The 21413-nt window shown below is 49.2% G+C and carries 20 protein-coding genes; 5 read left to right on the top strand and 15 right to left on the bottom strand.

Annotation, left to right across the window (positions count from 1 at the left end):
* Positions 1-414: 414 nt before the first annotated feature.
* Positions 415-1299 carry a pyridoxal 5'-phosphate synthase lyase subunit PdxS gene (gene pdxS / locus ACFORK_RS19225; protein ID WP_379201873.1) on the top strand — a complete coding sequence of 295 codons (885 nt, stop codon included), beginning with the start codon at positions 415-417 and terminating at the stop codon, positions 1297-1299.
* Positions 1300-1339: 40 nt separating this feature from the next.
* On the opposite strand, the gene pdxR is transcribed toward pdxS, so the two are convergent.
* The 4 genes from pdxR to desA all read right to left on the bottom strand — a co-directional run bounded on the left by pdxR (position 1340) and on the right by desA (position 6048).
* Entirely contained in the window at positions 1340-2773 is a 1434-nt protein-coding gene (gene pdxR, locus ACFORK_RS19220; RefSeq protein ID WP_379201871.1) for a MocR-like pyridoxine biosynthesis transcription factor PdxR, read from the bottom strand.
* 338 nt (positions 2774-3111) lie between these two features.
* Positions 3112-3714 carry a response regulator gene (locus ACFORK_RS19215; RefSeq protein WP_379201868.1) on the bottom strand — a complete coding sequence of 201 codons (603 nt, stop codon included), beginning with the start codon at positions 3712-3714 and terminating at the stop codon, positions 3112-3114.
* Positions 3711-4847 (bottom strand): histidine kinase, encoded by a 1137-nt coding sequence (locus ACFORK_RS19210; protein WP_379201903.1) that lies wholly within the window; start codon positions 4845-4847, stop codon positions 3711-3713. Before ACFORK_RS19210 ends, ACFORK_RS19215 begins: the two co-directional genes overlap by 4 nt.
* Positions 4848-4983: 136 nt before the next feature.
* Positions 4984-6048: a Delta(5) desaturase DesA gene (desA, locus tag ACFORK_RS19205; protein ID WP_379201866.1), complete on the bottom strand. Its 1065-nt coding sequence runs from the start codon at positions 6046-6048 to the stop codon at positions 4984-4986.
* 281 nt (positions 6049-6329) lie between these two features.
* Between desA and ACFORK_RS19200 the strand changes: the two genes are divergently transcribed.
* Positions 6330-6542 (top strand): hypothetical protein, encoded by a 213-nt coding sequence (locus tag ACFORK_RS19200; protein ID WP_379201864.1) that lies wholly within the window; start codon positions 6330-6332, stop codon positions 6540-6542.
* A 336-nt stretch (positions 6543-6878) separates the two neighbouring features.
* Here the strand turns inward: ACFORK_RS19200 and ACFORK_RS19195 are convergent, their stop codons facing one another.
* Positions 6879-7037, bottom strand: a complete 159-nt coding sequence (locus tag ACFORK_RS19195; protein ID WP_379201862.1) for a hypothetical protein — start codon at positions 7035-7037, stop codon at positions 6879-6881.
* Between the two features lie 194 nt (positions 7038-7231).
* Here ACFORK_RS19195 and ACFORK_RS19190 point away from each other — a divergent pair, with 194 nt between their 5' ends.
* Positions 7232-8899, top strand: coding sequence for a ribonuclease J (locus ACFORK_RS19190; protein WP_379201860.1), 1668 nt, complete (start codon positions 7232-7234; stop codon positions 8897-8899).
* 72 nt (positions 8900-8971) lie between these two features.
* Here ACFORK_RS19190 and ACFORK_RS19185 read toward each other — a convergent pair whose 3' ends face one another.
* Together ACFORK_RS19185 and ACFORK_RS19180 are read right to left on the bottom strand one after the other, a co-directional pair.
* On the bottom strand, positions 8972-9970 hold the full coding sequence (locus tag ACFORK_RS19185) for an aldo/keto reductase (protein WP_379201858.1): 999 nt from the start codon (positions 9968-9970) through the stop codon (positions 8972-8974).
* A gap of 90 nt (positions 9971-10060) precedes the next feature.
* The gene (locus ACFORK_RS19180) at positions 10061-11692 is read right to left on the bottom strand and encodes a stalk domain-containing protein (RefSeq protein ID WP_379201856.1); all 1632 of its coding nucleotides are present in this window, start codon (positions 11690-11692) and stop codon (positions 10061-10063) included.
* Positions 11693-12369: 677 nt separating this feature from the next.
* On the opposite strand from ACFORK_RS19180, the gene ACFORK_RS19175 reads away from it, so the two are divergent.
* Positions 12370-13041 (top strand): tetratricopeptide repeat protein, encoded by a 672-nt coding sequence (locus ACFORK_RS19175; RefSeq protein WP_379201854.1) that lies wholly within the window; start codon positions 12370-12372, stop codon positions 13039-13041.
* Between the two features lie 92 nt (positions 13042-13133).
* Here ACFORK_RS19175 and ACFORK_RS19170 read toward each other — a convergent pair whose 3' ends face one another.
* From ACFORK_RS19170 to rpiA, 7 genes are all read right to left on the bottom strand, one after another.
* Positions 13134-14231 (bottom strand): DUF4179 domain-containing protein, encoded by a 1098-nt coding sequence (locus ACFORK_RS19170; protein WP_379201852.1) that lies wholly within the window; start codon positions 14229-14231, stop codon positions 13134-13136.
* Positions 14228-14773 carry a sigma-70 family RNA polymerase sigma factor gene (locus tag ACFORK_RS19165; RefSeq protein WP_379201850.1) on the bottom strand — a complete coding sequence of 182 codons (546 nt, stop codon included), beginning with the start codon at positions 14771-14773 and terminating at the stop codon, positions 14228-14230. Before ACFORK_RS19165 ends, ACFORK_RS19170 begins: the two co-directional genes overlap by 4 nt.
* Positions 14774-14961: 188 nt before the next feature.
* Positions 14962-18126, bottom strand: a complete 3165-nt coding sequence (locus ACFORK_RS19160; RefSeq protein ID WP_379201848.1) for an MMPL family transporter — start codon at positions 18124-18126, stop codon at positions 14962-14964.
* Positions 18123-18566: a MarR family winged helix-turn-helix transcriptional regulator gene (locus ACFORK_RS19155; protein WP_379201901.1), complete on the bottom strand. Its 444-nt coding sequence runs from the start codon at positions 18564-18566 to the stop codon at positions 18123-18125. Before ACFORK_RS19155 ends, ACFORK_RS19160 begins: the two co-directional genes overlap by 4 nt.
* Before the next feature lie 187 nt (positions 18567-18753).
* Positions 18754-19194: a GNAT family N-acetyltransferase gene (locus ACFORK_RS19150; protein WP_379201846.1), complete on the bottom strand. Its 441-nt coding sequence runs from the start codon at positions 19192-19194 to the stop codon at positions 18754-18756.
* An 18-nt stretch (positions 19195-19212) separates the two neighbouring features.
* Complete coding sequence (locus ACFORK_RS19145) at positions 19213-19677, bottom strand: VanZ family protein (RefSeq protein ID WP_379201844.1); 465 nt, start codon at positions 19675-19677, stop codon at positions 19213-19215.
* Positions 19674-20360: a ribose-5-phosphate isomerase RpiA gene (gene rpiA / locus ACFORK_RS19140; RefSeq protein WP_379201842.1), complete on the bottom strand. Its 687-nt coding sequence runs from the start codon at positions 20358-20360 to the stop codon at positions 19674-19676. The genes ACFORK_RS19145 and rpiA overlap by 4 nt, the downstream gene beginning before the upstream one ends.
* Positions 20361-20681: 321 nt before the next feature.
* Here rpiA and ACFORK_RS19135 point away from each other — a divergent pair, with 321 nt between their 5' ends.
* Positions 20682-20879 (top strand): hypothetical protein, encoded by a 198-nt coding sequence (locus ACFORK_RS19135; protein WP_379201840.1) that lies wholly within the window; start codon positions 20682-20684, stop codon positions 20877-20879.
* Between the two features lie 3 nt (positions 20880-20882).
* On the opposite strand, the gene ACFORK_RS19130 is transcribed toward ACFORK_RS19135, so the two are convergent.
* Entirely contained in the window at positions 20883-21374 is a 492-nt protein-coding gene (locus ACFORK_RS19130; protein ID WP_379201838.1) for a GNAT family N-acetyltransferase, read from the bottom strand.
* Between the last annotated feature and the right edge of the window lie 39 nt (positions 21375-21413).

The raw sequence follows: 21413 nt of genomic DNA, 5'->3' as shown, positions 1-21413 counted from the left end.
GTTTAGCTTACATTACCCCCGTTTAGCTTACATTACCCCCGTTTAGCTTACATAACCCCTATTTAGCTCACATAACCCTCGTTTAACTTACATCTCCCCCCTACTTAGCTTACATTACCCCCGTTTAGCTTACATCTCCCCCATTTAGCTCACATAACCCTCGTTTAACTTACATCTCCCCCTACTTAGCTTCATAACCCTCGTTTAGCTTATACAATCCTTACTCACTATACTTTTGCGACCATTGAATAATGCAAGGAACGGGATGGATTTGGTGATAAAGAATCATTAATTCTGCCTTCCCATTTCTTTTGGATTGCTCAAAATCATATTTTTGGATGGTTTCTACCGTTCCATTGATTGCTATACTGAGACAAAGCTAATCCAACAAGACAAATTTGGGAGGAATACAAAATGGTGGATACAGGTACTAACCGGGTTAAAAGAGGAATGGCCGAAATGCAAAAAGGCGGCGTTATCATGGATGTCATGAATGCCGAGCAGGCCAAAATTGCTGAAGCTGCTGGAGCCACTGCCGTTATGGCGCTGGAGAGAGTCCCAGCGGATATCCGGGCAGCCGGCGGGGTAGCGAGAATGGCTGATCCTACGATTGTTGAACAGGTGATGAAGGCGGTATCGATTCCCGTCATGGCCAAAGCGCGGATCGGTCATTATATAGAAGCTAAGGTGCTGGAATCGCTTGGTGTTGACTACATAGATGAGAGTGAAGTGCTGACGCCGGCTGACGATGTGTACCATATCAATAAGAATGAATTCACCATCCCGTTCGTCTGTGGAGCAAGAAACCTCGGCGAAGCGCTTCGCCGGATCGGGGAAGGCGCATCGATGATTCGTACCAAGGGAGAGCCGGGCACGGGGAACATCGTGGAAGCTGTAAGCCATATGCGGATGCTGCTGGGTCAAATTCGCCGGGTACAAGGTATGCATAAGGACGAGCTGATGAACGAAGCGAAGGTATTGGGCGCACCGTACGAGCTGCTTTTGCAAGTAGCGGAAACCGGAAAGCTGCCGGTTGTGAACTTTGCCGCTGGAGGCGTAGCAACGCCAGCCGATGCTGCGCTGATGATGCATCTCGGTGCCGACGGCGTATTCGTAGGCTCCGGTATTTTCAAATCCGACTCTCCAGAGAAGTTCGCACGTGCTATCGTGGAAGCTACTACCCACTACACGGATTATGCACTGATCGCAGAAGTCTCCAAGAACCTTGGCACCCCGATGAAGGGCATCGAAATGTCCAGTCTCCGTGAGCAAGATCGGATGCAAGACCGCAGCCAATAATTAGTGAACTCTGGGGCGAGGGCTTTGCTAGCCGGAACCGCTACTTCAGCAGCAGTTCCGCCAGAGAATGAATACCCTCTTCAATGGTATCTTCGTCGATCTTGGCAAAGCCCAGCACCCACCCTTTTCTAGGCGTATTCAAGCAATAAGAACTCAGCGGATAGACGCGCAGGCCGGCCTGCAGCGCTCTATCTGTTGCTGCTTCTTCGTCAAATGAAGATTCAGCTTCCAGCAACATATGCAGCCCAGTCTCTACGCCGCTCAATTTGAAACGTTCCCCAAGACCTGTAGCTGTAATCGCCCGGGTCATCGCTTCGTGTCTGCGCCGGTAGACGTTACGGACTCTGCGCATATGCCGCATGAAATGACCGTGCTCGATAAAGTGAGCCAAAGTTAGCTGTTCCATGATCGGAAGCTGGCGGTAGATCAGGCTCTGCACCTGGGCAAGCTGGCTGATTGCTTCTTTGGAGCCAATGATCGCGGATAAGCGGATGGCGGGTGCCACCATTTTGGAAAAACTCATCATATACAGTGTGTTCTGAGGCTGCTGGCTGAACAAGGTCGGAAGCGGGCCGCCGCGATAGCGGAATTCACTGTCATAATCATCCTCCACAATCCAAAAGCGACGCTGGGCAGCCATATGCAGCAGCTGCTGCCTGCGCGGCTCCGACATAATGACACCGACCACACATTGGTGAGACGGGGTGACAAAAGCCAGTTTGGTATCGGGATGGATGTGCTCCACCTGTAGTCCGTACTCATCGATCGGAACCGGTGCTACATTCATGCCGCGATATTTCATCGTGAGTGATGCTGCCTGAAACCCCGGATCTTCCACAGACACCGTCTCGCCTTCTCTTAAAAGTCCCTGTGCAATCAAGTCCATACTGTGCTGTGCACCTGATGTTAACAAAATCTGATCAATCCCCACATGTATGCCCCGTTCAAGGGATAGATAGCGCTGGATTTGCTCGCGAAGCGGTACGAAGCCGTACGCATTGCCGTAGGTCCAATCGTCCAAGCTGCTCTCCGAGGAGGCTTGCAGGAAGGAATGACGCCAGTTTTTCTGAAAATGTTCATCCAGGTAAGGCTCGTGCGGGTTAAAATCAATGCTGATTTTCGGGGATCCTGTCCCGCTAGATCTTTCATTCACCTGCCCCAGCGCGGCGTTTAACGGAGGCAGCTCCGGCGTCATCACGGCTTGATCCGTTTCATCTTTGGAAGCGGGTAAGGTCTGGCTCCAATCACTCACCCTGGTTCCGCCGCGGCGTGACGTTGTCGTATATCCACGGCTGAACAATTCCTCATAAACAATCTGGATCGTGGACCTCGATACGCCTACCATCTGTGCCAGTTCCCGTGATGGCACTAACAGTTCGCCCGGCGCCCAATTGCCTGAAGTAATATTGTAGATCGCCTGATCCAGCAGCTGCTGCCATATGGGTCTCTCATCCTCACGATTTATCTTCAACATTGACGTTATCCTCCTGATGCATAGATATCATAATGAAATATGGACTGTTAGATTAAATAAATAATTTCAGTTTCATCAAATCCAATATTCTGTTATCCTAGCATGATCTTTCCGTTACTCGCAACCAGTGAGGAACCCGGCTAAAAACTAAAGAGCATTGCAGTCGATATTCAAAACTATCGTTGTTTTTAAGCACAAAAAAACACCGCCCAAGACTGGAAGCCTTATGGCGATGTGCTTGAATTTTATAAGGTTTGGACAAATACGCAAGCAATCTGTACAAATGAAGTAGAGCTTGGCAGCATGTTGTTGAGCCCGATTTAATATTAGAAAGCTTCTTATTTGAACCAGCCTTTTTCCTTAAAACGAGTAATCGCCTCAATCCGGTTGCCTACGTCAAGCTTATCCAGAATGACAGAAATATAATTTCGGACCGTACCGGTCGTAATATACAGCTGACTGGCGATTTCCTTGGTGTTCTTGCCGTCAGCGATCAGACCCAGCACTTCCTTTTCCCGTTCCGTCAAGGGATTAACCTCTCCGCCGTAGGCCTGATCCATCAGTTCAGGAGCATACATCCGCCGTCCGGCCATCACGCTGCGAATGGAGGAGGCCAGTTCTTCACTTGGACTATCTTTAAGCAGATAGGCATGGACTCCAGCCTTCACAGCCCGCTCAAAATAACCTGTCCGCGCAAAGGTGGTCAGAATCATTGTCTTGCAGCCGGAATTCTTCAGCGCTTCCGCCGCATCCAGACCGCTCATTGCTGGCATCTCTATGTCCATGATACAAATATCCGGTTTATGCAGCTGCACCAGCGACACCGCTTCCTCCCCGTTGCTTGCTCGCCCCACCACCTTCATATCCTCTTCCAGATCCAGCAGCGAAGCCAGCGCTCCGAGCAGCATACGCTGATCCTCGGCAATTACAATCTTTATCATGTCGTCTCCTCCTTCACCGGTTGTTTGAATGCATTGGGAACTCTTATTACAAGGGTGGTTCCTACGCCCTTCACGATATCCATCGTGCCATTTACAAATTCAAGTCGTTCTCTCATGCCTTGCAGTCCGTGACCTTTAGAATAAATGTTATCCCCCGAAATCCCGGTTCCATTGTCTTTTACAGTGATTGTCAGCTCTGTACGAGAGGGCTGAATCATAATCCAGCATGCCATGGCATTGCTGTGCTTCACCACATTGGTGACCGCTTCTTTAATGCACATGCTGAGTACATTTTCCGTAATGAGAGAGGTATTGGTTAGCTTCGGATTGCCTTCCAGTAGAAAATCGATCTCTGCCGCCTGAAGAAACTGTCTGATTCGTACCAACTCTTCCTCCAGCCGTATCCCTCGCATCTCTGTCACCATTTCCCGCACTTCCTTCAGGGCGCTCCGTGCCGTTCGGCGCACATCATTAATTTCGACAACTGCTTGCGCAGGATTCTTGTGTATTAGCTTGCCGGCGAGATCGCTCTTGAGTCCGATTAGTGAAAGCTTTTGTCCCAAGGTGTCATGCAAATCGCGGGCGATCCGCTGCCGCTCCTCAATCTTGACCAGTTCAGAGATCCGTTTGTTGGCATCCTCCAGCTGGCCCTGCAGCTTGTCCTGGTTATTGCGGTTATAGGTGGTAACGGGCAGCAGCACAACCGCGATCATACTGACCAGCACAAATGGCAGTTGGCTAATAAACACGGGATTGCGCGAGAGCAGCACGTAATTGATGGACACAATGGTGGTTAACAGATGAATGGAATATAGTGTGAAGAATCCAACCCTGTTCTGAATATTTCCGATAAAGAAAGCCAGAAACAGCGCAAAATACACATAGCCAAACAATAACGTCATCGTAATAGAGACTATAATTTGCACGCTTGTCCAGAAGTACACCAGCCAGCCTTTTGATATAAAGGATAGTACATAGCACACAAAGAACAGCATGATCATGACAACGCCGGACACCACTTGATAGGTGGAAGAAGACCGGAAAATGAAATAGAACGGAAGAATGTAGAAGACGACCCACACATAAGGGCTAAGTCCTGTGCTTTTATGAAAAATAGAATACCATTTCTGCATGTCTGCCTTCCTTTTGTTCAAAGTTATTCATCCTTATATTAGCATAAACCTGATGAGTATCGCTCCTAAGGAAAAACAAAAGGAAGAACAGCGCCGAACAATTATCTTCGGCTCTGCACTTCCTTGGGTATAGTGTTCAATCTCCCTGAAGTGTTGGTTTAGGCACAGTCAGGACTTCTGCCACGCGCTTGGGATTGCGCAGTCTGGCCTTCATCTCCTTGAAGCTCACGAAGCCTTTATTCTCCTCATCCCACAGACGGAAATGGATGGCTTTGAGACTCGTGCCGATCGTAATCGTAGTCGCCTTTTGCAATGGCGGAGTCGAGTTATGCACTTGTTCCAGTTTATAGTTAGGCACCTTAGGGCTTAAATGATGCACGTGATGGAAACCGATATTGCCGGTAATCCATTGCAGCAGCTTCGGCAGCTTGTAGTATGAGCTTCCTTCTACAGCAGCCTTCACATAGCTCCACTCGTCTTCGTTCTCGAAGTAGGAATCCTCAAACTGATGCTGTACATAGAACAACCAGATTCCGAGGAAGCCGGATACAAATACGACAGGCAGTTGCACGAGCAGGAAGGACTGCCAGCCGATGGCCCAAATGAGCATACCATACAACACAACAAGAGAAACATTGGTGAGATACGTGTTCATCCGTTCTTTGCGCTTGGCTCCCTTGGCATTAAACCGATATTGGAGCAAAAATACAGCGATCGGTCCAATGCCGAACATAACCAGCGGGTTGCGGTAAATCCGGTAATACAATCTTTTCCAAAAAGAGGCCTCAGTATATTCATTGACAGTCATGATCCAGATGTCGCCAATCCCTCTTTTATCGAGGTTGCTGCTGGTTGCATGGTGGATAGAATGGCTATACTTCCACTGCCGGTAAGGAACCAGTGTCAGAATGCCGGTAATGGTACCGACGATATCGTTCGCCCGGCGGCTTTTGAAGAACGAGCCATGGCAGCAGTCATGAAAAATGATAAATGTTCGAATCACGAAGCCTGCGGCTGGGATCGCGAACAATAGTGTAAGCCAATAGGATACGGATAGGCTGAAGTAAGCGCTATACCATAATACTACAAGTGGCAACAACGTATTTATTAGCTGCTTTATACTTCGTGTACGGTCCGTTTTCTCAAAAGGGGCTACACTTTTTTTTAGGCTGGCGAGCTGGGCTGACTGATCTTTGCGCATGGTCGTCGTTCCTCCTTGATGTATCCCCCTGGGGATCACTCTTCTGCTTCTAAGTATAGAGAAGATGATGTCACCCTTTAAGACACAAACATCAAGTAGGCAGTATGACATATGTCATACTCTAGCCCGAGACGTATGACGACCATCCCTTCTTGCTTGGATCAAATCAACCCCTTGCGGGAGTGTTCTATTGGATTTATAACCTGGGGACAGGTATACTATTTTTGTTCTATGAAGGTATTGAAATATATTTATGTTTATTAATAAAGGAGAGTTTTAACATGCCTATTAATCGTCCTCTATTTACGGATATTGACCTGCAGGAAGCGGTAGATCGCCAGTACCCAGTACGCGTCTTTCAGGATGATCATATGGTGAATTCCGGCGGATTTATTGTCCGCTTCACGGATTCCGATGTAGTCATTCAATCCCGGGTCAGTGACTTAACCTACTATTCCCGTTCGAACTGCCAGTTTTTTGAGGTCAGACCTTAGAGTCCCACTGCCTTGCATCTTAATAAGTTATCGTGCAAAAAAGTAACGCAAGGCGCGCATCTGGAGAAACAGGGTATAGTTCCGCACGGTTGGAGACACTAAAAGCGATGAGTGCCACTTTAGGCAAATTCAACCGATAATGAGGTGCCACAAGAATTCACCCCTGGCAACTCGGAGGAAGATTTAAAAGACATCGCTGCCAGGTGCAGCAGGCCGCGAATACTCGTTAACACGCGACAACATTTAATAAACTAAACGTTAAAAAGCCGGGCGACAAGACCTTAAAAGGTCATTCGTCCGGCTTTTCTATCGGCGCTATGTTGAGTTTCCTGAATGTCACTTTTTGAGACCGCTGCCCGATCTCATTTTCTCCTTCAATACGTCACGAAAGACTATCATCTTCTCGTCCGCTCTCTTCTGCTTGGAATTAACCACGGCCTGAGGCCTGAAATACTGATGATTGAAAGCCATAAGACTATGTACTGTCATATTCATGCTGGATTCATCCTCCCTTCCGTAATCTTTTCCTGTCCACACGTCCATACAATGGCTGCTTTCTTCTTTATTAACCCATATACCCTAATCTTAAACAGTTAACTGTTAAAATCCCATTTCTTGATTGCAAAAGGCAGGATAATCCCCGCGATTTCCATCCATAATATAGGCAAATTCTGTTGGGGGGAACTGCTGTGAAAATGTCAGGAGCACGACTGTGGATCGCTGCACTAGGCGGCGTCAATGAGATCGGCAAAAATATGTACCTCGTACAGTATGCCGACGATATTATTGTTATCGATTGCGGTGCCAAATTTCCCGATGAAAGTATGCTAGGCATCGACCTGATCATTCCTGATGTCAGCTACTTATTGAACAATGTCGATAAGGTACGTGGACTGGTCGTGACTCATGGACATGAAGATCATATTGGCGGTATTCCTTATCTGCTGAAGCAACTGAACATCCCGATTTATGCTTCCCGCTTGACGCTAGGTCTGATAGAAAACAAGCTGAAAGAGCATGGCATTCTGCGGCAGACAAGCCTGCACCGCATTGATGCGGAGTCAACACTGGACTTTGGCGCCATCACCACCACCTTTTTCAATACGAATCATAGTATCCCGGATTGTCTTGGGGTTGTCTTCGATACTCCCGAAGGAACCGTCGTACATACCGGAGATTTCAAATTTGATATGACACCGGTCAACAAGCAATACCCAGATCTTCACAGAATGGCTGAAATCGGCAAAAAGGGTGTGAAAATCCTGCTTTCGGAAAGTACCAATGCCGAGCGCCCAGGCTTCACTCCGTCCGAACGGTTGGTAGGAGCTCATATGGAAGAAGCGTTCAAGAATGCTGAACAAAGAATCTTTGTCTCGACCTTTGCTTCCAATGTGCACCGTCTTCAGCAGGTTGTGGATGCCGCGCATCATACGGGGCGCAAGCTCGCTCTGTTAGGCAGGAGCATGGTGGCTGTGGTCGGTGTAGCTCAAGAACTAGGATATCTGAATATTCCCGATAACATGTTGATTGAGCCTGCGGAGGCCGCCAACCTGCCGCCTGAACAATGTGCCGTGTTATGTACAGGAAGTCAGGGTGAACCCCTGGCGGCCTTATCCCGTCTGGCGAACTCCAGCAATCGGCTAATGGAGATTCAAGCCGGGGACACCGTGCTGATCGCTGCCAATCCAATTCCCGGTAATGAACGAAATGTCGCCCGAATTGTAGACAACTTGTATATTCTGGGTGCACGGGTCATCTATGGCTCTCGCAGCGAGCTTCATGTATCCGGACATGGCAGCCAGGAAGAATTGAAGCTGATGCTGACCCTCATGAAACCGGAATACTTTATTCCCGTACACGGGGAGTACCGCATGCTGCATCATCATAGCCTGTTGGCTGAAGCGGTAGGTGTAGAGCATGAGAACATTTTCATCCTCAAAAATGGTGACATTGTTGAATCTGCAGGTGGTGTTGTCAGACAGTCCGGCAAACTGACCGCAGGGCAGATTCTCGTTGACGGTCTGGGCATCGGGGATATTGGCAATGTGGTGCTGCGCGACCGGCGACAGCTGTCGGCTGACGGCATCCTCATCACTGTCATTACGCTTAGCCAGACCGATGGCCGGTTGCTGAATAGTCCTGATACCATCTCCAGAGGGTTCATCTATATCCGCAATTCGGAGACGCTGATGGACGAAATCAATCAACTGGTCACAGACACCGTGCACAAAATGAACAAAGCAGATCTTGGGCAATGGAATATTATGAAGCAGACGGTTAAGGATGTACTGGGGAAATTCCTGTATGAGAAAACTAAACGGCGGCCCATGGTTCTGCCAATCATTATTGAGGTATAACGATATCAGCGTGATTAGATCGGCAAAGAGCCTCCAAGTGACCTAAGGTCCTTCGGAGGCTCTTTAATATTGTTATTTGACCGCAGCCCAGGAGGCTTCATTAAGCTGTTCTAACTCATCGCGCGTAAGCTGGAAGGACATCGCACCGATATTTTCCTGGGCATGACGTACCTTCGATGCACCCGGGATCGCCACTACTGTATCGCCGTGATAATGAATCAGCCAATTCAGCGCGATCTGCCCTGGAGTTACACTGTATTTTTGTCCGAGGATATCCAGCGCATCTATTAATGGCCGACTGCGGGCCAGGCTTTTCTCATTCAGACCGGACATAAGCCGGCGGCTGCGGGTCAGGGCTTGAATCTGCGCCGGATCATGGTGGAAACGGCCTGTAAGTAGTCCCTGCTGCAGCGGCGAATAAGCAATGATTGAAATGCCATGCTCCTTCGCTGCCTCCAGAATTCCGTTGCGGTCAATCGCTCGGTCGAGCAGATTATATTTAACCTGATTGGAGACCAATGACAGTCCCTGCTCCTGCAGCAGACGATGAGCCGCCACCATCTGCTTCGCCGAATAGTTGCTGACGCCGACATAACGGATCTTCCCTGCTTTGACCAACCCCGCCATCGCCTTCATCTCCTGTGCGATGCTTGACAAGGAGAATGGCTGGTGAATTTGGTACAGGTCAATGGTTCGTCCACCCAGGCATTTAATCCGCTCCTCAATCGTCGAGGTAATCGATCCTGCAGTACGGAAAAGTGGCCACCACTTGGTCGCGATCAGCGGAGCCGCCTGCGGACTTCCCTCTTGCCGCAACTGGTCGAGAACGTGTGCCAAGGCTTCCTCTGATTTGCCTCCACCGTAAACCTCTGCCGTATCCACCCAGTTCATGCCGCCTTCAAGGCTTACCCGCACAATCTCGAGAATATCACCTTCATTCAGATTGCTCCAATAGCTGCCTACCAGCCCGCTTCCCCGGCTGAACTGCCAGCAGCCCAGGCCGAGTGGCGAGACGGAAAGTGAAGACTGACCCAAGGGGCGCAGCTTCACCGCTGTCACGTTCTGCTCCATCATGCATCCTTCTTTCCCCGCTATGAAATAAAAAACATGAATATGATTACGCCTAACATATCATTTATTTCCTGTAATTAGAAGAGAACATTATTGCTGGATCAGTTTGAGGAAATTCACCGGCTTTTCCTGCAAGGTGAGAGTGTATGAACTGCCCTTCCATCCTGCTGTAAAGCCCAGCGCCTGTGCAAGCTGAGCTGCAGGAACCATCGAGGTGTAGCTCACCAATATGCTCTCGCCCATGGGGATGGTTCTGCCATCTCCCAGCTTGTAATTCCCATCCTGAAGCACAACTACTTTGTCATCCTTGGTCAATGTCATGTTGCCGCCCGTCGACCCGATGGTATAACCCAAACTTTGGGCCACATCTCGCAGCGGCACCAGCACTTTGCCCTCCCGGAAAATCGGCGGCTGAATGGGTTCCACAGTCTGGCCGTTGATAATCAGCGTTACGGGCTTCAAAAGGGGTGAAACCGTAAAAGGACGGGAATCCAGGGCACTGATGCCCAATTGACCGAACATGTTCGTGCCCCAGGATGCAACCGTTCCATCTTTCAGGACCGCATACTTGCTATTTTCACCTGTGGCAAAAGATACCGGCGACTGCAGCCCTTTAATCTGCCTCGGCTGTGTTAGACTAAGCTGCCCGCCAGAGTCATACGTATGACTCCATGTCCAGACTGTGCCATCCTTACGGACAGCGGCAAAACCGTTCAGCTTCAGCTCCAATCTGGAGATATTGCTGGGTGATGTAACTTGCTGAAGCGACTTCTGATTCGTCCCTGCTCGCCATATCCAGTATTCACCTTTCTGGTTCCGCACGAGGTTGATGGAGCCGTCCGTGTCTATAGAAGTTATGCCAGAAAGCGAAGACATCTTCTGAAACTTGATTGGATAGCTGGGAACCCCGGAGTCACCACTGTTCCAGCCGCCGACCGATGACCATACTGCTCCGCTAGACGTCAGAGCGACCAGGCTGTCACGGTTGATTACCACTGACTTTACATTGTAAAGACCGTTGACCAGTGTAGGCGTCTTTGGCAGACCTGTGTTATCATCTGGCGCCCCGCTTCCCCATACCCATAAGGTACCATTATCCTTGAGCGCGGCTCCGCTGCCAATCCATTTGATTCCACTTAAGCCCGGCACCTTCTCTGCCGCAGGCAGAGCGGTATATCCGGCTTCTAAATCTGCTGGTGATTTCCATTCCCAGACGGTCCCGTCTTTTTTCAACGCCAGCACGCGGTCTGTTCCACTGCTCAGAGCAACTACATCCGTCAAGCCGGACACATTCTGTGGAAGCAACACCTCTATACTCTTTCCTGTCACGGTTGCGCTGCCCTTCTTTTTAAATCGGCCCCAAGCCATAACGGTTCCATCTTGCTTAAGTGCCAGGTAATATCCTCTTCCGAGGACAAGATCTTTGGTCTGATCCAAGTCTGCTACACGGTGAGGCGTGATCGTCCAACCTTCGGGGCCTGCAACACCATTGGCAAATTGTCCATTGACATTGCTGCCCCAAGCCCATACGGTACCGTCTTGACCAAGCGCAAATGAATTCCCACCCCAGAAGCCCGGAGAGGCAACTACCTTCTTGATATTTGAAAGCTTTGCCGCAGCCGGAACTTCCGCTGCCCCAGCAGCTTGAGGTACGGGTACCCACAGTAATGCTATGCATATTACAACACCAAGCATGAGGCATTTCGATGCAGATAACTTCATCGCCTAATCTCCTTCTTATTCAGATTATGGTATAATTATCCTGACTGAACAATTCCTATTATAACGAATGACCGCAGCTCCGTCCTACATAAGAAGACAAATGATATAGAATACATTAAAATAACAAACAATACCTATATAAGCCGACCAAAAGAAATGAACATAAAACGAAGATGAGCGAACGGGGAAGTAAAGAACGGTAGGTGCGAATCGCTCGCCTGAAAGCTTTCCATAGGAAAGCTGGCACCTGAACAGAGAATATCAAAAATTAGCACCTGAACAAAAAATATCAATAGATTTTAACCACTATAAACAGTGCATTCCTCTTCACCAGTCGTCTTATAAAAGTGAAAAAGAGGGGTCACCTTCCCAATTAACAGCATTTTTGCACCTTATTTTCCTCCAAAATAGGTAAATAAGGGAAATAAAGGCATTATTGTATCTTATTTTTCGAAAAAGCATGCTGAACGGGGTATTTGGGATGATTTAAGGTACAATATTGCACTTAATCTCCACTAACTGGTATCTGCAAGAGGATTTAAGGTACGAAATTTCCGTTAATTACATTTTGATCCTTCATATACAAGCGCACTTTTGGGGCTGTGTTTGTGTGATTGGTTAGGGAGGCAGAGCTACTTTTCATCATAATCTTAATTTCACTCATCTAGGAGGACAATATGTTCAAAATTCTCGGATTTATCCTGTTATTTCGATTTATCGGCAATCCTTTTCTTGCCCTACTGATTCTGCTAATCATTCTGTATGTATTGGATCGCCGTTTTGTCGGCATCTTGCCAAGCATAGCAAAACCCTTCCGCAGATCACGGCAAATCTCCAAGCTGAGAACTGCTATTTCGCTTAATCCTAATGATGTATCATCCAAATTTGAACTCGCCCGATATTTGTCAGAACGCAAAAAATTCAACGAAGCCAAGAAATTACTGCAGGAAATTGAAGATCGCTATGAGCAATCCGCCGAATATTGGGTTGAGCTTGGTCACGTAAATTTGAAGCTGGGCCAGATGGAGGAAGGCGAGTCACAGGTACTGAAAGGACTGGAAATTAACCGCAGAGCGCAATACGGCCAGCCTTATCTACGATTAGCCGAAATCTTCCGTCATACGGACCGTGACAAGGCGCTTCACTATGTCAGCGAGTTTCAGGAGATCCAATCTTCCTCCAGTGAAGCTTATTATCTGGCTGGCTCGATGTACCGGGCGCTGGGAAGAGAAGAAGAAGCAAAGCGTGCTTTTGCAGAGTCCACAGCGATCTACCGCTCGCTTCCCAAATACAAGAAGCGCCAGGAACGCGGCTGGGCACTGCGTAGCTATTTTGCCAAAATGCGATAGAAGGCGATCTTCCTACATCCATACGCATAAAAAAAGAAGACCTCCGGAATCCACATTTCACGTGGACCCCCGGAGGTTCTTTGCCTATATCTTTATTTCACCGTCAGCGTAAATTCAAGCTCGGGAATGTATTTTTTCTGGTCTTCCATCCAAATGAAGGGCTTCACTATGAGCGTTCTGGGCATCGGGTCAAAAGGTTCGAACGTGATGGTATACGTTGTCACGCCTTCATGTCCGTATATACTCGCCCCCATATAGACGGGACCGCGCCCCTGCTCATCGATAAGCTCAAAATTAATATTAAGGAACCCGTGAATTTTATATTTCTCCCGTAATCTTTTTATTACGTCACCCATCGCTTCTCCCGGCTTATTCTTGAACTCCACCACCAGCAGGGTAGTCGTCTGGCTTAGCTCTAACCGCTTGATGCGCATTTGGATAGGATCATCACTTTTAACTTCGGTGGGGGTGAGTACAATACTATCCGCAGTCTTCTTAGTAACAGGAATCGTGAAAGTAAAGTCCTGCTTCAGATCGGCCAATCTTACCACCATCTTGAACTCAAATTGATCCGGCACTTGCACGTCTTCAAAAGTGGTCACGATAAGAGAGTTCGGAGACTCCTCACCACCGGAGGACAATCCCCAAGCAGTATTCACGAGCTCCCCGTTGACATAAAAGTCAATATTATTGACTACACTTCCAATAATAATCTCCCTCCACGTCTCCATAAATGTTGCACCAGAAGTATCCGGTGACTCACGGCTAAGTACCAGGGACAAGCGGCTTCCATCATACATCAGCTCCGATACCCCCAGCGTCACGCCTTGGTGAGTAACGGTCTGATCCACGCTGTGAGTCAATCCCCGCTCTGATGCATTGCGAAGACCAAGATCTCCAGCCAACTGGAACACACTCTTCACAAAAGGAATCTGCTTAAGGGTCTCCGCCATAGCTGGCGAGAAGAAACCCAGGACAATAAAAAGCAAGCAGGCTACAGCCACACTCCCCGTCCCAAGGAGCATACGGCGCAACCACCGTCGCTTCTGTTTTACTAAACCGTGGTTTTGGGTAGTACTATCCAGCATTTGATAAGTGATGTCCATTCTACTACGAACGGATCCCGGTACTTCTTCAATGGGAGGACTTTTCAAACCGGCAAGTTCAGCCTCAAAATCGGGATTGTTCATACGTTGACCTTCCTTTCTGCTGGGTCTGCCAGCCACTGGTATAATGTCTTTCTGGCCCTATGCAGCCTTGTCTTGATCGCGCCTTCAGACAGCTCCAGGATGTCGGCAATTTGGCTAAGTGGCAGATCCTGAAAATAATGCAGGATAACAATATTCCGCGAGATCTCCTCCAGCTGATAAACGGCTTCGCGCAGATCGATATGCTCGTAGTCAGGACTCACTCTATGCAGGCCGGGCAGCTCGGCCATCACGACACTTTTGGCACTCTTGCGCAAGATTAGATTGCATTCATTAATCAATATGCGTAACAGCCATGTTTTGAAAAACAATGGCTCCTTCAGACCGCCAATCGACTGATAGGCCTTGAGCACCGTCTCCTGCATGGCATCCGCACAGTCCTCATCCTTTTTCACAATAGCTTTCGCCACTGTATACATTTGCAGCTCCAGCTCTTTCACAAGATGGATGAAAGCATCTTTATCCCCGGCTTGGGCACGCCTGACCTCTTCTGTCACATCTGTTTCCAACTGTAAAGCCACCATTCCTTTTCCACTCATTTCCTATTGCTTATGCTGATTAGATGTCCGGGAAGGGAAAAAGGTTTCTCTTTATTTGTAAAAAACAAAAAAAGAGAGAGTCCCGTTAACAGCCAGTGGCTACGAGACTCTCTCTTTATAAGTAAGTGCAGCATTCTCACAAGGCTCCAATCTGGACCCTCTATGACGATAATCTACACATTTAGTGTATTCGATTTCTCCTCAGTAGCGCTAGAGCTGCCAGGGAATGGCCACCAGTTGGCCCGCCCGAATATCTTCACCATCACCGGCACGAAGAACGGCAGGAAGATGAAGGCATACAGGGCCAAGCCGGCAAGTACTACGGTAGCAATTTGCATCATCGACAGCACGCCTGATGGGAACATCGAGGCAAAGGTACCGCCCAGAATGATTACTGCTGACAAAATGACCGTTCCCATGTTGCGCATGGCATGCAGAATGGCTTCTTTGACATCCCATGACTTGTTCTCATTGAACCGGGCCATGAGGAAGATACTATAGTCGACGCCAAGCGCTACCAGCATTACAAAGCTGAAGAATGGCGTAGACCAGGTGATTCCGGAGTAACCAAGCATGTTCACGAAGATTGCTTCCGTCATCGCCATTGCCGTAAAGTAAGTAATCACGAGCGACAAGATCAGGTATAGCGGCATGATAATGGAACGGAGCAGTAGCACCAGGATGATGAATATACCGCCCAGCATCAAGATCACTGTACGGCTATAGTCCGCATTGGAGATGTTCTGCAAGTCGTTATAGGTGCTGGTTACACCGCTAATAGCAATTTCCGCATTCTCCAGCTTGGTTCCTTTCACCGCACGTTCAACAGCGGATTGAATATTGCTAACACTGTCAATGGCTTCCTCGCTGTAAGGGTTTTGAGCGAACACAATATCAAGGGTCATAATCTTGCGGTCATGTGTCAGGTAGTTGTCGAACACCTGCTGGATGCCATCGGCTTTGAGGGCCTCATCCGGCACAAAGAATCCGCTTAGTTCATCATCCTTGGCGTCACGGATCTGGTTGAGGAAATCCTGTGCTGAGCCAAGACCGCCGGAAATCTGCTTCAGTCCATCAGCACTATCGCTAAGTCCGGCAGTTAACTTGCCGATCTGGCCAGTTAGCTGGCCGAAGCCGTCCGCCAATTGCTTCTGTCCACCTTGCAGCTGATCCAGACCGTCCGTAATCGATGGAATCTTCCCAACGATCTGACCTTGACCGTCGGCAGCCTGATTAAGCCCCGATTGAAGCTGACCAATACCGGCTACAAGCTTCTGCAAGCCTTGTGCCAGTGCAGTCTGGCCAGCTACAGCCTTGGCATAACCGGCGTTAGCTTCCGTCAAGCCGCCAGCTGCTCCCTTAAGGTTCTGCGAAATCTGGCCGAGGCCTGCTGCCAAGCCTGCCGCACCGGCCCCGGACTGAGTCACTGTACCTTTAATCGTCTGGTAATTGACATCCTGCAGCAGATCCGGATAGCTGGTTTCCAGCCCAGCAAAGGAAGTGCTCAGGCCATTCAATGCCGTTGCCACACCCTGTAATTGGCCTTGGATCTGGCCAAGCCCCCCATCCAGTGCTGTCAGACCAGCACCGATCTTCTTGTACCCGGCAAGCAGCGCCTGATTGGCGTCTGCCAGTTGCTGCGCACTTGCCGCAGCCTGCTGAAGTCCGGCCTTGATCTGACCGGCTCCGGCAGAGCCGCTCTTAATGCCGCTCTCAATCCGGGACAGTCCATCGCCAAGGGCGACAATCCCGGCTTTCAAGTCGGCCGTTCCTTCCGTCAGCTTCTCGCTGCCGGATACGGCTTCAGCCAGCTTGGGCGCATTATCACTAAGCTGCTTGCTGGCTTCGGACAAGCCGCTCTGAATCTTGGACAAGCCGTCATTCGTCTTGTCCAGACCCTCTGAAAGCGTCTTGACCTGTGTAGGAATCAGGAAATCATTGATCGCTTCGCCAGCTGGACGCGACATACTGCGAACGGTTTTGATTCCCTCTACCTTCTCCAGCTCACGGCTGATCTTCTCTGCAAGTCCGATGTATTCCGTATTGTCCATACGGTCATCATTCTTGATCACGATTTTGCCTGGCATGGATTCACCAGGACCGAAGCTTTCGGATATAATATTGAAGCCTTTGACCGAAGCATAGTTCGAGCCGATCTCATCCATGCTGTTAAAGGACAGCTTTCCATCGTAAGTGACCAGGAAAGGCACAACGATGGCTGCTACGATCAGCAGTGCTGCCCAAGGTCTTTTCAGGGAGAAGGAGCCAGCCGCCCCCCAGATTCGACTTTCGCTGTGTTCCAGCTTGCCGCGTGACGGCCAGAACATCTTTTTGCCCAGGACAGCCATAAAGAAAGGTACTACCGTCACAAGCGCAAGCAGCATCACTGCAATGCCCACAGCTACGGCAACTGCCGAGCGATACAGCATGAACTTGGAGAAACCGATAGCTACAAAGCCCACAAATACAGCAAGCCCGGAGTAGAACACCGTTCCGCCTGCTTTACGATAAGTCTCAATAATTGCAGTCTTGGTATCTGCCGAAGCCGCCAGCTCTTCCTTGAACCGGCTGATCAGCAGGATACAATAATCCGTCCCGATCCCGAACAATACGGCGACCATAAAGATCTGTGTGAACGTGGATAACGGGAAATCATAACGATCGACCAGAAACGCTACAATCGACTGGGCTACCACATAACTTAGTCCTACAGTCAACAGCGGCACAAATGGAGCCACGAATGACCGGAAGACCACAAACAGAATTAAAAGAATGAATACAACAGTTATATATTCCGATTTCTTCAGCCCCGCTTCGGAGCTGGCAATCGTGTCTTCGGTAATCAAACCTTCACTTGTAAGGTAATGATCGGCGTCCACATCTTTCAGCAGCGCGTCTACTTTACCCGGAAGCACCTTGACGTCTTCATCACTGCCACCGACAAACAACGCCACCATAATCGTTTTGCCATCCTTGGCAATCAGTGTGTCTTTCAGCTCACTTTGCGAGAAAGGGTCGGTAATGGAATCCAGCTTGAGATCAGCTTTGTTCTGATTCAGCTTCTCCACGCCCTGCTTGATGCTCTCCATTTCCTTAGCCCCAATGCCTTGTGGCTTGTTGAACACAAGCGCCACCTGATGGAGCGTCTCCCCGCCCTTGGCCTCAGCGGCTTCTTTCATAATCTCTGCTGCTCTGGATGAAGAATATCCCGCCGGAACCGCAATCTGTCCCTTCTCTCGGACTAGATCGGACATTCCCGGCGCCGTCAACATCATTACAACAGCCGCTGCAATCCAGATCACAATGATGGCCCATCTGGCCTTAAGTATGGTTTTCAATCCTCTTTCCCTCCTGAGTCCTGCATCATTCTTGCCAACCTCTCGAACATCATAATGAAATTCTCAATCTCTTTCTCTCCAAAATGGGAGAAGTACGGCGACACCGTATCCATAACATGCTTGCCTGCCACTTCAAATACTTCACGCCCTTGCTCGGTCATTGAGAGGTAGACCTGTCTCCGGTCATTCTCGTCGCGTGTACGCACCAAAAGCCCCGCATCGACCAGCCGGTTGCTGATTGCCGTAATCGAGCTTTTACCTACAGCAAACGATTCGGCCAGATATGTGGAGGTGCAGCGCTCCTTCCCGTTGATCAGTCGCAAGATCAGGTATTGGTCTGTCGTAAGTCCGCCAGCGATATTATCCCTGATTTGAGCACTGATATTTCTTGACACCGCCAGGTAGGCATCCAAATAACGGTTTATCCACTGTTCTGCCACTTCATCCAAAGCTTAATCCTCCTTACAACCCCACAATAGTTCACGTGTAGAATAGTTTCACTATAGAACTATATGACTTCAGCACTCAAAAGTCAAATGTAATGACGTGGTGCTTGTATTTGCATGAAAAAAAATGACAGGCCAACAAAACTCCTTGGCCTGCCATTCTATGTCGTTCAGGGTGAGGTTATTCCTCATCCTCAAATTCTTCAACCTCATATACGCAGCGAAACATCTCAATTCCGGCAGCATTCACACCGAGACTATAGACCATAAAGCCCAGGGCCCGGTAGAAATCGGCCGCTATCTCATCTTCGGTCTCTGCCAGCAAGTAACGCGGCTCTCTAGCAGTAAGCAGCTCCAAAATCATTCCACGCGCATACCCTTTGCCCCGATTCTCCGGCAGTACGGCAATATGACGGATATCCAGTGAGCCATCTTCTGTTTCCTCAAATCCTACCAGACCAAGAAGCAATTCTTCCTCTTCCCAGCCAAACAACTGCAACCCGGATGAATTGCGGTATTCCTCCGAAGTCTGCTGAAGAGCCTCCGGCTCTCCAATCACCGCGTACTCCAGCAGTTCATTCACTTCAGGTGTTCCGATGCGTGGTGTTAAATCAATCAGCATGTATGTAATCCCTCCATCTTATGAATTCCTTCCAGTTCTTCTCCCCAGCCGGATTACAGCATAGCCAGCCCATACTCCCAACATATTCAGCAGCAGATCATCCACATCGAAGCTTCCAACATGCAGAAGCATCTGCAGACATTCCAGCAGCAGAATAACAGGGATCATGACCAGCGCCAGCCTGACCGCAGAAGATAGCTTGTTCCAAATCAAGGGCAATAACAACCCAAACGGAACAAACACAGCCACATTACCCAACAAGTTCACCGCCCGATTCCAGAGAGAAAGGCGGTTCCCCATATCCAGATAAAGAGACACGGTCTTCCATGGTACCAGATTATATCGCCAGGGTCCACCCGTATGCACCTCACGACCAAAACCGAGGAACATCCAGTAGAGCAGCATAGCACTGTATAAAATTTGAACAGCCTGCACCACGCGCTTACGTCTACGCCTGGGTCCGGATTCTGGAAGGAATCTCAACGATGCTTATCTCCTTCAATAACCTCAATGCTGCCATCGCTTTTGCCAATAATTGCACAGTCGGCAATGCCTATGAAGAGACCGTGTTCCACAACCCCCGGTATGCCTTGCAATGCCTTGGCCAGCTCTGGCGCCGAAGAGATTGCTCCGAAATGGCAATCGGCAATGTAATTACCGTTGTCGCTCTTGTACAGCTCCTCGCCGTTACGGCGCAACACCGGCTCGCAGCCGAGCTTGGCGAGATCACCCAGCGTCCATTCCCAAGCGAATGGAACAATCTCTACAGGCAACGGGAACTTGCCGAGTGTCTCCACCGCCTTACTCTCATCAGCAACCACGATCATGCGCTCGCTTCCCATGGCAACAATCTTCTCGCGCAGCAAGGCGCCACCGCCACCTTTGACCAATTGCAGCTTGCCGTCCAACTCGTCCGCCCCGTCAATCGTGAGGTCCAGGCGGTCAATGTCACCGAAACCCACTAGTGGAATACCCAGTTCACGTGCCTGATCCTCGGAAGCCTGTGACGTGGCGACTGCTGTAATCTTCAACCCTTCAGCCACTCTTTCGCCTAGCTTGCGAATCGCCCAGTAGGCTGTCGAACCAGTACCAAGGCCGACCTTCATGCCATCCTTCACAAATTCTACTGCTTTTTCTGCCGCTAGCTGCTTTACATTGACGCTCATTTTATTCCCTCCACATTTCCGTTATAATATTATGATACAAAAACTATATAAGATGAACAAAAGAAAGTAACAAAAAGCAAGAAGGAACGAAGGGGGAAGTTTGGAACTGTAGGAGCGTAGCGCTCGCCTGAAAGCTTTCCTCAGGAAAGCTCGCATCGGAAGCATAAGCTGTGTCCAGATTTCAACCGCTAGAAGCGGTTTATAAAAAGAAATCTGGACACAACAGCGACCGGAAGTCCAAACATTCCACCGTAGTGACGACCAAGCCTTATGTTAGGATCTTAAGTTCATCTTATATAACCAAACTCCAGGAGGAGCAAGATGAGAACAGAGAACCAAATCCAATCCAAAATCAATGAACTGACCCTGCAACGCAGATCGCTGGAATCACGCCTTGCGCCTTTGGCAGCGGATGATACCCAGCGGATTTCATTGCAGGCCCAGCTTGTACGACTCGAAGATATGATTCTAATGCTGGAATGGGTCCTTAACGCGCCAGTTGGCAAATATCACGCCTGACGCTTATTCTTCTATCAACGTTTTGCCGTAGCAAAGACTGTCGGGATCACCGACATAAGGGCCGAACAGGTCTATTGGCCGGTAGCCGTGCTTGACATACAGCCCAATGGCTTCCGGCTGCTTAATCCCGGTCTCCAGCAGGATTTCCCTGTACCCGGCGGCCAAGGCTTTACTTTCGAGGAACAACAGCATTCGCGTCGCAACCCCCATCTTGCGGCAGTTGGAATCTACATAGAATCTTTTCAATTCCATTGCCCTTCTCCCCGGATCCAGATAATCCAGCGGACGCAACCCGCCGCACCCCACCGGCTGCCCGTTCACATACGCCACAACGAAAGTCATCTCCTGAACCTTGGGATCGCTAAAATCCACGACATAAATCGTCTCGTGCGGATACCGCTCCAGCAGCTCCTCATCCAGGGAGACAATAAGCTCCCGCAATTCTTTGTTATCCGGAGCTACAACTACAAATTCCAATTCTGTACCAGGTAGCATACGTCACTTCCCCATCCCGCTTCTACAATTCTTCATGAT

This window comes from Paenibacillus sp. GCM10012306, from assembly GCF_042649265.1.
Taxonomy (GTDB): domain Bacteria; phylum Bacillota; class Bacilli; order Paenibacillales; family Paenibacillaceae; genus Paenibacillus_AQ.
Note: the sequence above shows the minus strand (reverse complement) of the source record. Positions and strands in the feature narration are given on the sequence as shown.

Bases quoted from the DNA above. Each gene is read 5' to 3' on its own strand.
- rpiA (WP_379201842.1), bottom strand. From the start codon at position 20,360: ATGAGCGTCAATGTAAAGCAGCTAGCGGCAGAAAAAGCAGTAGAATTT.
- pdxR (WP_379201871.1), bottom strand. From the start codon at position 2,773: ATGTTGAAGATAAATCGTGAGGATGAGAGACCCATATGGCAGCAGCTG.
- ACFORK_RS19210 (WP_379201903.1), bottom strand. From the start codon at position 4,847: ATGCAGAAATGGTATTCTATTTTTCATAAAAGCACAGGACTTAGCCCT.
- ACFORK_RS19130 (WP_379201838.1), bottom strand. From the start codon at position 21,374: ATGCTACCTGGTACAGAATTGGAATTTGTAGTTGTAGCTCCGGATAAC.
- ACFORK_RS19195 (WP_379201862.1), bottom strand. From the start codon at position 7,037: ATGAATATGACAGTACATAGTCTTATGGCTTTCAATCATCAGTATTTC.
- pdxS (WP_379201873.1), top strand. From the start codon at position 415: ATGGTGGATACAGGTACTAACCGGGTTAAAAGAGGAATGGCCGAAATG.
- ACFORK_RS19175 (WP_379201854.1), top strand. From the start codon at position 12,370: ATGTTCAAAATTCTCGGATTTATCCTGTTATTTCGATTTATCGGCAAT.
- ACFORK_RS19165 (WP_379201850.1), bottom strand. From the start codon at position 14,773: ATGGTGGCTTTACAGTTGGAAACAGATGTGACAGAAGAGGTCAGGCGT.
- ACFORK_RS19185 (WP_379201858.1), bottom strand. From the start codon at position 9,970: ATGGAGCAGAACGTGACAGCGGTGAAGCTGCGCCCCTTGGGTCAGTCT.
- ACFORK_RS19200 (WP_379201864.1), top strand. From the start codon at position 6,330: ATGCCTATTAATCGTCCTCTATTTACGGATATTGACCTGCAGGAAGCG.
- ACFORK_RS19135 (WP_379201840.1), top strand. From the start codon at position 20,682: ATGAGAACAGAGAACCAAATCCAATCCAAAATCAATGAACTGACCCTG.
- ACFORK_RS19215 (WP_379201868.1), bottom strand. From the start codon at position 3,714: ATGATAAAGATTGTAATTGCCGAGGATCAGCGTATGCTGCTCGGAGCG.
- ACFORK_RS19170 (WP_379201852.1), bottom strand. From the start codon at position 14,231: ATGAACAATCCCGATTTTGAGGCTGAACTTGCCGGTTTGAAAAGTCCT.
- desA (WP_379201866.1), bottom strand. From the start codon at position 6,048: ATGCGCAAAGATCAGTCAGCCCAGCTCGCCAGCCTAAAAAAAAGTGTA.
- ACFORK_RS19150 (WP_379201846.1), bottom strand. From the start codon at position 19,194: ATGCTGATTGATTTAACACCACGCATCGGAACACCTGAAGTGAATGAA.
- ACFORK_RS19180 (WP_379201856.1), bottom strand. From the start codon at position 11,692: ATGAAGTTATCTGCATCGAAATGCCTCATGCTTGGTGTTGTAATATGC.